The sequence below is a fragment of the Actinophytocola sp. genome (assembly GCF_009379765.1).
Taxonomy (GTDB): domain Bacteria; phylum Actinomycetota; class Actinomycetes; order Mycobacteriales; family Pseudonocardiaceae; genus Actinophytocola.
On record NZ_WHTD01000069.1, the window covers coordinates 1 to 13,301 of the forward strand.

Annotated in this window: 11 protein-coding genes; 3 read left to right on the forward strand and 8 right to left on the reverse strand. The window is 69.7% G+C overall.

What is annotated here, in order from left to right:
* Positions 1-233: 233 nt before the first annotated feature.
* Both GEV28_RS21230 and GEV28_RS21235 read right to left on the reverse strand, forming a co-directional pair.
* The gene (locus GEV28_RS21230; protein ID WP_367115155.1) at positions 234-629 is read right to left on the reverse strand and encodes a GntR family transcriptional regulator; all 396 of its coding nucleotides are present in this window, start codon (positions 627-629) and stop codon (positions 234-236) included.
* 6 nt (positions 630-635) lie between these two features.
* Complete coding sequence (locus GEV28_RS21235; RefSeq protein WP_291413857.1) at positions 636-911, reverse strand: GntR family transcriptional regulator; 276 nt, start codon at positions 909-911, stop codon at positions 636-638.
* A gap of 241 nt (positions 912-1,152) precedes the next feature.
* Here GEV28_RS21235 and GEV28_RS21240 point away from each other — a divergent pair, with 241 nt between their 5' ends.
* Positions 1,153-2,028 (forward strand): 2-hydroxy-3-oxopropionate reductase, encoded by an 876-nt coding sequence (locus GEV28_RS21240; RefSeq protein ID WP_291413858.1) that lies wholly within the window; start codon positions 1,153-1,155, stop codon positions 2,026-2,028.
* Here the strand turns inward: GEV28_RS21240 and GEV28_RS21245 are convergent.
* From GEV28_RS21245 to GEV28_RS21255, 3 genes are all read right to left on the reverse strand, one after another.
* Entirely contained in the window at positions 2,025-2,423 is a 399-nt protein-coding gene (locus GEV28_RS21245) for a LysR family transcriptional regulator (RefSeq protein WP_291413859.1), read from the reverse strand. The two genes, GEV28_RS21240 and GEV28_RS21245, sit on opposite strands and share 4 nt — an antisense overlap.
* 376 nt (positions 2,424-2,799) lie before the next feature.
* A complete protein-coding gene (locus GEV28_RS21250) occupies positions 2,800-3,402 on the reverse strand; it encodes a YdcF family protein (RefSeq protein ID WP_291413860.1) in 603 nt (200 codons plus the stop codon).
* Positions 3,399-5,006: a helix-turn-helix transcriptional regulator gene (locus tag GEV28_RS21255; RefSeq protein ID WP_291413861.1), complete on the reverse strand. Its 1,608-nt coding sequence runs from the start codon at positions 5,004-5,006 to the stop codon at positions 3,399-3,401. Before GEV28_RS21255 ends, GEV28_RS21250 begins: the two co-directional genes overlap by 4 nt.
* Positions 5,007-5,554: 548 nt before the next feature.
* On the opposite strand from GEV28_RS21255, the gene GEV28_RS21260 reads away from it, so the two are divergent.
* A complete protein-coding gene (locus GEV28_RS21260; RefSeq protein ID WP_291413862.1) occupies positions 5,555-6,421 on the forward strand; it encodes an aldo/keto reductase in 867 nt (288 codons plus the stop codon).
* Between the two features lie 18 nt (positions 6,422-6,439).
* Complete coding sequence (locus tag GEV28_RS21265; protein ID WP_291413863.1) at positions 6,440-9,424, forward strand: BTAD domain-containing putative transcriptional regulator; 2,985 nt, start codon at positions 6,440-6,442, stop codon at positions 9,422-9,424.
* A gap of 68 nt (positions 9,425-9,492) precedes the next feature.
* Here GEV28_RS21265 and GEV28_RS21270 read toward each other — a convergent pair whose 3' ends face one another.
* The 3 genes from GEV28_RS21270 to GEV28_RS21280 form a co-directional block, all read right to left on the reverse strand.
* Complete coding sequence (locus GEV28_RS21270; protein WP_291413864.1) at positions 9,493-10,923, reverse strand: rhamnulokinase family protein; 1,431 nt, start codon at positions 10,921-10,923, stop codon at positions 9,493-9,495.
* Positions 10,924-10,965: 42 nt separating this feature from the next.
* Positions 10,966-11,982, reverse strand: a complete 1,017-nt coding sequence (locus GEV28_RS21275) for a LacI family DNA-binding transcriptional regulator (protein WP_291413865.1) — start codon at positions 11,980-11,982, stop codon at positions 10,966-10,968.
* Between the two features lie 79 nt (positions 11,983-12,061).
* Positions 12,062-13,297, reverse strand: coding sequence for a sigma-70 family RNA polymerase sigma factor (locus GEV28_RS21280; RefSeq protein ID WP_291413866.1), 1,236 nt, complete (start codon positions 13,295-13,297; stop codon positions 12,062-12,064).
* Positions 13,298-13,301: the final 4 nt, after the last annotated feature.

Below are 13,301 nucleotides of genomic sequence, written 5' to 3' on the forward strand. Positions count from 1 at the left end.
ACCTGTCCACCGCAACCAAGTGGGGTCTGGACACGCTTGACGCGATGACGCGCCTGTTCACCACCGGTGCGTGGCTCCCGCCTGCCCTCACCCCCGACATCACCGCCGTGTAATCACGCCACCAAGGCTGAACAGCTACCCAGCGCCGGCCATTCGCCCGATTGGACGAACGCGACACCCCTATCATTCGCACCATTTCCGAGTGCGAAATTCGGACCAATTCTCGGATTGGCTCAGATCGACTCGTCGAACAGCGAGAGCCGGATGTCGCGTGCCTCGGTGAAGTGAGTGACCGCGTACTTCTCCGCGCCGTCGCCGTCCCGCGCCTCGATGGCCTCCACAATTGCGCGGTGGTGCCCGTTGGACCGCTCCCAGCGGCCCGGCGTCCCCAGGGTCGAGGCCGGGTAGCGGACAAGGTGCAGGTCAAGGCGTTCGAGCAGGTCGATCAGCGACATGTTGTGGCTGGCACGCCACACCGCGGTGTGGAACTGCCGGTTACCGCGGACCATCGCGTCGATGTCGTCCGTGGTCACCGCGTCCAACCGGCCCATCGCTCTGCGGAGCAAGATCAGGTCGTGCGAGTTGCGCCGCTCGGCGGCCATCCGCGCCGCCGTCCCCTCCAGCGCGATCCTGGTCTAGTAGATGTCGAGCACTTCCTCGGGAGTGCGCTCGCGAACCACCAGGCCACGGTCGTTGCGCTCGACCAGCCCGTCGTGCTGCAGCTTCGACAGCGCCTCCCGGATCGGCGTGCGACTCACCTCGCACCACTCCGCCAGCACCGACTCCACCAGTTGTTGCCCCGGTATGAGATCGCCCGCCCGAATCGCTTCCTTCAGTCGCTGATATGGCGTGATCTTGTTGACCGGTTCTGGCAAACGTGCGGCGGAACGGCCGGATCTCGCGTTGGCCATGCCCGATCTCCCCATCCCCAGTTTCATCACCCGTCGACGACGGGTCACCCAGTACGGGCATTGTTTGCCTATTTCCGCAAACCGTCAACGTACGCCGCCTACCGTACGTACCCCCGGTACGCCCGGATGAGGGGCTGTGGGCTCCAACTCGCTGAACGCGTCCACGGACAGTAGAGCCGGTAGCGTCCGAACGGTCCGCCGACCACGACATCGACCACCGCATCGATCACGAGGAGGACCAGTGACCCGCATCGCGTTCATCGGACTCGGCATCATGGGCCTGCCCATGGCCGCCAACCTCGTGCGCGCAGGGCACGAGGTGGCCGGCTACAACCGCACGCGGGCCAAGGCCGAGAACCTGGCGGAGGCCGGCGGCACCGCGGCCGGCACGGTCGCCGAGGCGGTGCGCGGCGCCGAGGTCGTGATCACCATGCTGCCCGACTCCCCCGACGTCGAGGCCGTGGTGCTGGGGGACGGCGGCGTGCTGGCCGCCGCGGGCAAGGACGCGCTGCTGATCGACATGAGCACCGTGGCCCCCGCGACCGCGCGCTCGGTCGCCGAGGAGGCCGCCAAGGCGGGGCTGCGCGCGCTGGACGCCCCGGTCAGCGGTGGGGAGCAGGGCGCGGTCGACGGCCGGCTGTCGATCATGGTCGGCGGCGACCCGGCGGACTTCGCGGCCGCGCGCCCGATCCTGGAGGCGATGGGGGCGACGATCGTTCACGTCGGGCCCGCCGGCTCCGGGCAGACGGTGAAGGCGGCGAACCAGCTGATCACGGCCGGCAACCTCGGCCTGCTCGCCGAGGCGGTGGTGTTCCTCGCCGCGCACGGCGTCGACCTCGGCCCCGCGATCGAGGTGATCGGCGGCGGCCTGGCCGGGAGCACGATCCTCGACCGCAAGGCGCCGGCGATGCTGAACCACGAGTTCGCGCCGAGCTTCCGCGTCGACCTGCACCACAAGGACCTGGGCATCGTGGCCGACGCGGCCCGCGCGGCAGGCGTCGTCACTCCGCTCGCGTCGACCGTGACCCAGCTGATGGCCGCCGCGAAGGCCCAGGGTCACGGCGACCTCGACCACTCGGCCCTGCTGCTGGTGATCGAGCAGCTGGCCGGCCGTTAGCCCCACCAGTCCCGGCCGCATGCCCTGAACGACGCGCCCAGGACGTTCAGCGTCCCCAACGACGCGTTCAGGGCATGGCGTCGGCGGAACCGCCGTGCCGCAGCCGGATCTCCAGGCCCGGGTGGGTGGCGAGGAAGCCCGCGAGCAGGTTCGGCAGGTGCACGGCGTGCAGGGCACTGCAAGGTTCCGATCGCGAGGCTTCCCTGGAGCAACCCCTGCACCGCGACCACCGCGTCCCGCGCCGCGTCGGTGGCGGCCAGCGCCCGGCGGGCCTCGGCCAGCAGCGCCTGGCCGGCCGCGGTCAGCTGGACCTGGCGGGTGTTGCGCCGGAACAGCGACGCGCCGAGCTCACGCTCCAGCGACCGGATCGACGCCGAGAGCCCCGACTGCGCCACGTGCAGCAGCTTGGCCGCCCGGGTGAAGTGTCGCTCCTCGGTGACAACTGCGACCTTCCTAACGCATTTCGTAAGTTGCCCTCTACCTGCGGATATGTAGAAAACCGTACCGAAGTTCTCGCGTACCGTGCGAACACTTGGGAACGGGGGGTGTCGGGTCGCATGTAGAGAGGGAGGCAGGCAGGGACCATCAGGGAGGCAGGGAGTTCTCCCTGTAGCCCTCCCTGTCCTCTCTTCCCCCTGCTGACCAGCGCAAACTCCGATGACAGGGACCCTAGGGAGGCCAGGGACCCGCCCGACAACACCCCCGAGAACCCCCGAAATCACGGACTACCTACCCCGCCGTGCTCTCCCTCCCCCTCCTCCCTGGGGGAGGTCAACGCCAGGCGTCTCCGGCGTGCGTCATTTCGAGGTAGCTACCGTCAGCCACGCGACGCTCTACCTCTTGCCACTCGCGGATAACTCGCCGCTTACCGTCAGGGTGATCCATCCAGTTTGTGCGCGTGATGGGAACGTTTGAATATACGGGTTCAAAAGTAATAGCGTATATTGCTTCGGCTTCGGGCAGTAGTGTGCGCAGGCATTGAATGGCGCGACGGTGATACCACTTGCAGATGACAGTAATGGGAAGGCGCATTGATAGAGCCTCACGCAAATACGGCAAGGAGAACTCTACGTTCTCCCAGGTGTTCGTTGATTGGTCTTCGCACCGTATGCAATCAGCATCAGCGCCGCGCTCGATTAACTGGCGACGGAATTCGCGACCTTCGACGACCCCATTGTGTCGATTCACGCCACCGGTAGTGATGATTAAAGGTGCTAAGCCCTTCAGGTGGCGATCTATGGCTATATCCACGGGGAGGACTTGATTGGTGCCAAAAATGAAAAGAGCAGTCGCCTCCGGGGGTGTCGATGTGGTCACATCGACGTACTCTGTGATCGCCGTTAGTTGTTCCGGAGTGTAGGCGTTTTCGGTCACAATGTTCCTAGGGGTTTTGATGCGACGCTTAAAGTGCGATATTCAGCGAGGGCATCGTGATACATGTTGTGATATTCGACGGTTGTCGAGTTGGCTTTACCTTTGCGCCTCAAGGCCCTATCTAGTTTGCCCGCCAGCACTAACGTGGGCCACACCAAGTTGTCGGTATCAAGCGCTGACCGGCCAGTCGACGTCGCCTCGTCGACGTTGCCAAGGCCGGCCTCGGAAAGGCCGAGTATGAGAAGGGTACGGGCGTAGTTCGACGATTTAGCTGATTGATTAGGTTGATCAGGAGAATACGCATCACGAAGGACTTCTCTAGTGACCGCGGAAGCCTCCTTGAAGCGACCTGAAAGCAATAGTGAAGTCGCGGTGTAGGGCGGCTCCGCTGAAAGCGCTATTGAAAATACACCCTTTCGAGGCATGGTCGAAGGTAGATCGGCTATAGCTTTTGTCGCCTCGCGTTTTGCCGTGATCATGTCTTCTGCATTGCCCTGTGTTGCATATGCACGCATCGCATGCGACAACAATTTTGCGCGTGCCACAGAGCCCATTGGCGCTATCTGCAGTCCAGTCTTAGCGACTTCTATCGTTCGACTCATGTCGCCTTGATAGTAGGCGATCATTGTCCTGGTAAACACCGCCCATGCGGCTATATCTTTATTCCCGGATTCTTTACTGCGACGCTCTGCGTCCATGCACCAGATTAAAGCGGAACTGTGGTCGCCCATGTAACTGGTCGTGACCGCGAGAAGATTGGAAAGCCATCCGGAACTTACAGTCAGTTCCGCTCTCTGCGACCTCGGCAAAGCGCCACTTTGGAGCAGTTTGCTGGAGTAATGCCTACACTGGAGCAGGTCTCCATATATGACATCAGGAGTCGACGTAGCCAATGAATGTGAGTAATGCGGCACTAGTTCATTCAGGAAATCGATAGCGACACCCAAGGAGTCCCCGCTATCTGCTGTAACTATCTCAAGCGCTTGCAGGGTTCGCATGTGAGAAGAAGTCAACGTCACTTCTAATGCCGCTGCCCCTGTAGCCGCGAGTAGACTACGGCGTTCGATTTCGTTGTCGCCCTTGATTGCAGATGAATCTTGCGGAAGGGCAAATGGGTTGGGTTCTATCTCGTTGCTGGTTGCCGGTTTCTTGCTGGCGCGGGTGAGCACCTCGGCGAGTCGGAGACGTGCGACCCCGAGAACCTTGGCTATTTTGGGCCATTGGTGAGGTTGTGGCGTGGTCTCGCCCGCTTCCCATCGAATGACGGTTGAGCGGCTGACTCTCAGCCTTTCCGCGAATTCTTCCTGGGTCAGGCCCGCGCTTTGGCGCAGTACCGCCAGTTCGGCCCGGTCCGCGTCGCCTTCTGCTGGTTCGTGCTCGATTGGCAGGTCGAACCACAGAAGTTCGGGGGGTATCCCGATTATTTGCGCGTACTCAATGTTCTTGCTCAACGAGTCGAGTTTTCTGCGACCGTTCTCGATATTGCTCAGGTCTGCCTGGCTTGATTTGAGCCAGCGCGCCAACCGGGCTTGCGTGATGCCGTTCTCTCCGTACATTTCCCGGTGGCGTTGGTCGGTGCGGTACGCGCGCAGTACGTAGCCCATGTTCCGTGACGCGAACGGGTCGCGGAACCGGTCAGCGGTCCAGAAATCGAACGGCAGTATCGGAGGGTCGTCGAGGCCCACTATCCGGTCGCGTTCGCAGGGGCCGCAACGGATGCCGGGGTTCGACGCGGCTAACCGCGTGCCGCACCCGCATGTGCGTCCCAGTCGCCCCGCCGCTCCTGGCCTGCCCTTCCCGCTCATCCCGGACCCACCCCATCAGCTCTCCGCGACGGTCACTGCTCCCGCACTCAGCGTAACCCCATGACCAGCGCGAACCGCCCCCAGACCAGCACCCCGCCGACCAGGCCCGACGATCCCCGTTGATCTCGCCGGGAGCACCCGCAGCGGGATCGGGATGCCGTCACAGCCCCTCATGACACCGAGTATGAAGTAGAAAATCCTCAGCCACCGCGACGAAGTACCTCAGCTGCCGCAACTCCATGATTCATCACCCTGAGTGCTCAACACGATCGGAATCTTCTGTTGGACAGCTTAATCGCGGACGCGAAGACTGGGCGGCGCAGACAGCAGGCAGCGAAGGGAGCACCATGCAGACTCGCCGCATCGGCGACAGGCAGGTCAGCGCCATCGGGCTCGGCGGCATGCCCATGTCGATCGAGGGCAGGCCGGACGAGAAGCGGTCCGTCGCGGCGGTCCACGCCGCACTCGACGCCGGCGTGACGTTGTTCGACACCGCCGACGCCTACCACTTGCACGCGAACGAGGTCGGGCACAACGAGACGCTGATCGCCCGGGCCATCGCGAGCCACGGCGGCGACACCTCCGACGTGCTGGTCGCCACCAAGGGCGGGCACCTGCGCCCCGGCGACGGCTCGTGGACGCTCGACGGCTCGCCCGCGTACCTCAAGCAGGCCTGCGACGCCTCGCTCAAGCGCCTCGGCGTCGACGCGATCGGGCTCTACCAGTTCCACCGCCCGGACCCGAAGGTCGACTACGCCGACTCGGTGGGCGCCATCCGCGACCTGCTCGACGCCGGCAAGATCCGGATGGCCGGCATCTCCAACGCGAACCCGGACCGGATCCGGCTCGCCAACGACATCCTCGGCGGCCGGCTGGCCAGCGTGCAGAACCAGTTCTCGCCGGCGTACCGCTCCAGCGATGCCGAGCTCGACCTGTGCACCGAGCTCGGCATCGCGTTCCTGCCGTGGAGCCCGTTCGGCGGCATCACCCGGGCAGGCGAGCTCGGCTCGCGGTTCGCGCCGTTCACGGAGGTCGCCGGGGCGCACGGGGTCAGTCCGCAGCGGGTCTGCCTCGCCTGGATGCTGGCGAAGTCTCCGGTGATGGTCCCGATTCCCGGTTCGTCCCGTCCCGAGACGATCCTCGACTCGGTCGAAGCGACGGACCTCACGCTGTCGGCCGACGAGATCACCCGGCTGGACACGGCAGGTAGGTAGCTCTGTCAGACTTTCCTGGTGGAGTTCGGGCTTCTGGGACCGGTGGTAGCCCGGCGGGGCGGCGAGGCGGTGCCGGCCGGCAGCGGCCGGGAGCGCTTCGTGCTGGCCACGCTGCTGCTCAACGAGGGCCGGCTGACCTCGCTCGACCGGCTCGTCGACGCGCTGTGGGACGACCCGCCCAGCACCGCCAGGGCCCAGGTGCACAACATGATCAGCAGCATGCGCCGGCGGCTGCGCAGCTACGGCGACACCGCGGACGACGAGCTGATCCTCACCCGGGCCACCGGCTACGAGCTGCGGCTCGGCACCCACGAGCTGGACGTGCTGCGGTTCCGCGAACTGGTGGCGGCCGGCCGGCGGGCGAGCGCCGCTGGCGACCCGGCCGGCGCCGCCGACCTGCTGGCCGACGCGCTCGCGCTGTGGCGCGGGCCCGCGCTCGCCGACGTCGCCGACGAGCTCGCCGAGCCGATCCGGCAGGTGCTGCACGAGGAGCGGCTGGTCGCCGCCGAGGTGCGGCTCGACGCGCAGTTCACCCTCGACCGGTTCGACGACGTGCTGCGCGAGGTCGACCCGCTGCTCGCCGAGCACCCGTACCGGGAGCGGCTGCACGAGCTGCGGATGTCGGCGCTGGCCGCGTCCGGCAGGCGGGCCGACGCACTCGCCGCCTACCGGACGCTCTACCGCAGGCTCTCCGACGACCTCGGCGTCGAGCCCGGTGCGCCGCTGCGCGAGCTGGAACGGCGGATCCTGCGCGGCGAGGGCACCAACCTGGGCGGGCGGCCCACGCCACGCCAGCTGCCCGCGGCCACCTCCGTGCTCACCGGGCGGGACAAGCTGATCGGCGAGATCTGCGCCGAGCTGACCCGGGAGGACGAGACCGCGGGCCTGGTCCGGGTGCTGGTCGGGCCGGGCGGGGTCGGCAAGACGACGCTGGCGCTCGCGGCCGCGCACCGGCTCGCCGAGTCGTTCCCGGACGGTCAGCTCTTCGCCGACCTGCGCGGCACCCACGACCAGCCCGCCGACCCGCACACCGTGCTCGGCAGGCTGCTGCGCACGCTCGGCGTCGACGCGCCCAACCTGCCCGACGACCGCGACGAGCGGGTCTCGGTCTACCGGAGCCTGCTCGCCGAGCGGCGGATGCTGGTGGTGCTCGACGACGCGAGCGGCGAGCAGCAGGTACGCCCGCTGCTGCCGACCACGACGAGCTCACGGGTGCTGGTGACATCCCGGTGGCAGCTCGGCGCGCTCGTCGGCGCGGCCCGCTGGTCGATCCCGGTGCTGGCCGAGGACGACGCGGTGGCGCTGCTCGCCGCGGTGATCGGCGCCGAGCGCGCGGCCGCCGAGCCCGCCGCCGCCGCGGAGGTCGTGCGGCTGTGCGGGAGCCTGCCGCTCGCGGTCTGCGTGGCCGCGGCCCGGCTCGCCGTCCATCCCGAGTGGACACTCGACGACTTCCGCAGCCGGCTCGCCCAGCAGTGGGGCCGGCTCGACGAGCTCGCGGTCGGCGACCTGAACGTGCGGGCCAGCATCGAGCTGAGCTACCAGGCACTCGACCCGGACCTGCGCAGGCTGCTGCGCAGGCTCGGGCTGGTGCACGCCACCAACTGGCCGGCCTGGGTGGCCCAGGAGCTGGTCGGCGGGCCGGCCATCGGGCGGGTGGGGCGGATGCTCGACCGGCTCGTCGAGGTGCACCTGATCGAGCCGGCAGGGCGCGACGCGGTCGGCCAGTCGCGGTACCGGCTGCACGACCTGATCCGCGACTTCGCCGTGGAGCGCGCCACCGCCGAGGAGCCCGAGGAGGACCGCAGCCAGGCGGTGTCCCGCATGCTGTCGGGCTGGCTCGCGCTCGCCGGCGAGGCCGACCAACGCGCCGAGCACCACACGATCTACAGCGCGGGCCTGGCCGAGGTCGCCGCGCGGGTGCCGGCGGGACCGGCCCGCGAGCGGCCGCGGGAGTGGCTGGAGGGCGAGCGGCAGAGCCTGTCGACGGCCATCGAGCAGGCGGCCGCGGAGGGACACGCGGAGCTGGCGGGCGAGCTGGCGCTGCGGGTGGCCGGCTTCCTCACCCTGCGCGCCTACGACGACGAGCGCGAGCTGGCGCTGCGGGTGGCCGCCGCCGCGCTGCGGGCGCACGGCCAGGAACCGTTGCTGCTCAAGGTGTTGCAGGCGTTGTTCGGGGTGTACGCACAGCGCGCCAGGAGCGCGGACATGGCATCGGTGGCGACCGAGGCGCTGGAGCTGGCCCGAGCGCTCGGCGACCACACCCGGTTCGTCCGCTCGCTGCTGCACGCGGGTCTGGCGAAGCGGCGCCTCGGCAGGCTCGACGAGGCAGCCCGCATGTTCGACGAGGCGCTCGCGGCCGTCGAGCCGGGCGACCCGGGCACCGTGCTCGCGTCGCTGCTCATCAACCGCGCCGAGGTGGACCGCGACCGGGGCGCCCCGGCGCCGGCCGTGCCGCTGGTCGAGCGGGCGCTCGAGGTGCGCCGAGCCACCGACAACCCCCGGCTGACCGCACTGAACCTGATCATCTACGCGTACACGCTCATCGACGCCGGCCGCCTCGACGACGCCGTGGTCGCGCTCGACGAGGCCGAGGAGATCACCCGCGAGCTCGGTGACGACCTGCACACCACCTACGTCGACCAGACCCGCGCGGACATCGACATCAGGCGCGGCGACTGGGCGGCCGCGGAGGAGCGCCTCGACCGGGCGCTGCCGACGTTCGAGTCGCTCAACAACAAGGACGGGATCGCCGAGGCGCTGCGCTCCCGCGGTGAGCTCGCGCTCGCCCGCGGCGCGGCGGCCGAGAGCATCGAGCCGCTGGGCCAGGCGCTCGCGATCTGGCGGCAGCTGACCACACCGCTGGAGGAGGCGCGGCTGCTGGCCCGGCTGGCGCTCGCCCACGCCGCGCTCGGCGAGGACGCGGAGGCGGCCGCACGCCGGAGGGAGTACCGGACGATCGTCGACGAGCTCGGGCTCACCGACGCGTGCCTGCGCCTGCCCTGAGCCAGACCCGTCCCGACCCGCGAGTCCAACGTTCGCGACCCGCGAGTCCAACGTTCGCGACCAGCGGTCTACGTGATCGACCGGGTGAGGGTGTACCCGCCGGGCTCGTAGCGGGTCGTCTCCTGGGTCGCGCGGACCAGGGCCCGCAGCTCGGCGAGGCCACCGTCGACCGCGCCGAGCGCACGGGCCTGCACCAGCACGCTGCCGAGCGCGGTGGCTTCGACCGGGCCGGCGACCACCGGCAGGCCGCAGGCGTCGGCGGTCAGCTGGCACAGCAACGTGTTCCGCGCGCCGCCGCCGACGACGTGCACGATGTCGACCGCACGTCCGGACAGCGCCTGTGCCCGCCGGACGGCGTCCCGGTGGGCGAGCGCGAGACTGTCCACAATGCACCGGACGGTCTCCGCGCGGGTCGCCGGCACCGGCCGGTCCGCGCGGCGGCACGCGTCCGCTATCCGGCCCGGCATGTCACCGGGCGGCAGGAACACCGGGTCGTCGGGGTCGATCACGGACCGGGCCGGCAGGGTCGCGGCCCCGGCGAGCAGCGCGGCCTGGTCGGCGTCCGGCCAGGCGCGCAGGCACTCCTGCAGCAGCCACAGGCCCATCACGTTGCGCAGGTAGCGGACCGTGCCGTCGACGCCGAGCTCGTTGGTGAAGTTGGCCCGCCTGCTGTCCTCGGAGAGCACCGGCGCCGCCAGCTCGACCCCGACGAGGGACCAGGTGCCGCAGGAGATGTAGGCGAACCGCTCGCCCTCGGCCGGCACCCCGACGACGGCCGAGGCGGTGTCGTGCGAGCCGACCGCGATCACCGAGGTGCCGTTCAGTTCGGTGGCCGGGCCGATGACCGTGCCGGGCTCGCGCAATGGCGGCAGCAGCGCGGGGTCGACACCGATCCGTTCCACGAGCCCGGTCGCCCACTGTCGCTTGTGGACGTCCAGCAGCTGGGTGGTCGACGCGTTGGTGAGCTCGGCGCCGGCCTCGCCGGTCAGCCAGTACGCCAGCAGGTCCGGCACCAGCAGGAGGCGGCGCGCCACCCCCAGCCGCGCGCCGGCCCGCTCGGCCACCAGCTGGTGGATCGTGTTGAACGGCAGGAACTGCAGCCCGGTGGTGGCGTACAGCTCGGCCTCTCCGAGGTCCCGCAGGGTGCGGGCGGCGTCTTCGGTGCGCGCGTCGCGGTAGTGCACGGGGTTGCCGAGCAGCGCGCCGTCCGCGTCGAGCAGCCCGTAGTCGACGGCCCAGGAGTCGATCCCGATGCCGTCGAGGTCGCCCGCGGCGCGCAGGCCGTCGAGCATCTCCCGGTACAGGCCTAGGATGTCCCAGTGCAGGGTTCCCCGGGTGCGCACCGGCCGGTTCGGGAACCGGTGGACCTCGGTCAGGTCGAGCCGTCCGGCGCCGACCTCGCCCAGCATCACCCGCCCGCTCGCCGCGCCAAGGTCGGCTGCGGCGACCCGCACGAGCGCCCCGACCTCGACGGATGCCGACTTTAACGATTCAACCATCGTGCGTCAGCATGCTGTCGGGCTCGGAGCGGTGTCAAGGCTCTACCGCCGCACCCGGGTCGACGCGCGGACCACCAGCTCCGGCCGGAACCGCACCTGCTCGTGCACGTGCCCCGTGCCTCCCGATGCCTCGTCGAACAGCAGCCGCGCCGCGGTCCGGCCGAGCAGCTCCCGCGGCTGGCGCACCGACGTCAGCGGCACGGCGGCCGCCTCGGCGAACTCGATGTCGTCGTAGCCGACCACCGCCAGGTCCGCCGGCACGGACATCCCGAGCCGGGTCATCGCCTGCAGCAGCCCGAGCGCCAGCAGGTCGTTGGCGCAGAACGCGGCCGTCGGCCGGGCGGCCGAGGGCAAACCGGCCAGCCGCTCCCCCGCCCGCCTGCCCTCGGCGACCTGCAGGGCCAGGGTCTCCAGCAGCACGAGCGCCGACGACGGGCGGCCGGCGACGGCGAGCGCCCGCTGCGCGCCCCGGTACCGGTCGCGCACCTGCGGCACCGACCGCGGCCCACCGACGAACGCGATCCGCTCGTGGCCCGCCTCCAGCAGGTGGGTCACCGCGAGCTCGCCGCCGAGCACGTCGTCCACCGCGACCGAGCACCACGTGGGATCCGGTGCCTGGCAGTCGACCAGCACGACCGGCGTGCCGCGCCCGGGCATCTCCGCGAGCCGCTCCCCGCGCGGGTCGATCGGGGTGATCAGCACGCCCTGTACCCGCTGCTCGCGCAGCCGCTCGAGGTACTCGCGCTCGCGGGCGGCGTCCTGGTTGCTGTTGCAGAGGTACACCGCGATGCCCTCGGCACGGGCGGCGTCCTCGACCCCGCGGGCGACGTCGTTGAAGAACGGGTTGGCCGCGTCCATCACGACGTAGGCGATGGTCCGGCTCCGCCCGGCGCGCAGCTGGCGCGCGGTCTCGTTGCGCACGAACCCGAGCTCGTCGATCGCCGACTGGACCCGGCACCGGGTCGCCTCGCTGACCAGGTGCGGCCGGTTGAGCACATTGGACACCGTGCCGACGGACACGCCCGCGAGCGCGGCCACGTCCTTCATGCCCGGCGCCATGCCGCCTCCCCGGGATTCAAAGTGTTGGTTGCGCTCCAGCGGACGGTGCGGACCCCCGGTGGGTGGTGGCTGGGTGGCGTCACGGTCCCCTGAGCTTACGTTGGTCGGCACGTTCAGGGGGTGTGGCGCACTCCTGCGCGCGGGCGAGGAGCAGGGCCCGCTCCCGCTCGTTGCGGGTCAGGCCGGCGGCCCGGCTGAACTCCTCGCGCGCCTCGGCGTGCCGGTCCAGCTTCGCCAGCAGGTCACCGCGCACGCTCGGCAGCAGGTGGTAGTTCTTCAGCGACGGCTCCTGGTTCAGCTCGATCACCGGCGACGGCACCTGCTGCACCAGCCGCGCGTACCGGGCCGCGATCCGCGCCCAGTCCGTCTCCTCCGGCACCCGCGCCCGCGCGTGGCACGCCGCGATCGCCGCCTGCAGCTCGTACGGCCCGGCCGACCCCGCCAGCGCCTCGGCCCGCGCCAGCGCCGCGAGGCCGCGGCGGATCAGCAAGCGGTCCCACCGCGCGCGGTCCTGGTCGAACAGCAGCACCGGCTCGCCGTCGGGTCCCAGCCGGGCCCGCGCGCGGGACGCCTGGATCTCCATCAGCGAGACCAGCCCGTGCACCTCGCGCTCCTTCGGGACCAGCTCGGCGAGGATCCTGCCCAGCCGCAACGCGTCCTCACACAGCGTCGGGCGCATCCAGTCCGACCCGCCGATGGCCGAGTAGCCCTCGTTGAACACCAGGTAGACGACCTCGAGCACGGACGACAGCCGCGAGGTGAGCTCGTCGCCGGACGGGACCTCGAACGGGATCTTCTTCCGCGCCAGGGTTCGCTTCGCCCGCACGATCCGCTGCGCGATCGTCGACTCCGGCACCAGGAACGCCCGCGCGATCTCCTCGGTGGTGAGCCCGCCGAGCAGGCGCAGCGTCAGCGCCACCCGCGCCTCGGTCGAGAGCACCGGGTGGCAGGAGATGAACACCAGCCGCAGCATGTCGTCGCTGATGTTGCTGTCGATGGCGTCGAAGTCCGGCTCGGCCGAGGGCCCCTCCTGGGTCTCGAGGTCCCGGCCGATCTCGACGACCTTGCGCTCCAGCGTCTCCCGCCTGCGGAACTGGTCGATGGCCCGCCGCTTGGCGATAGCCATGAGCCAGGCGCCCGGGTTGTCCGGGACGCCCGACTCCGGCCACTGCTCCAGCGCCGCCACCAGCGCGTCCTGCGCCAGCTCCTCGGCGAGGCCGACGTCGTGCACCATCCGGGTGAGCCCGGCGATCAGCCGGGCCGACTCGATCCGCCAGACCGCGTCGATGGTCCGGTGAGCTTCCAACGTCGCCACGGGG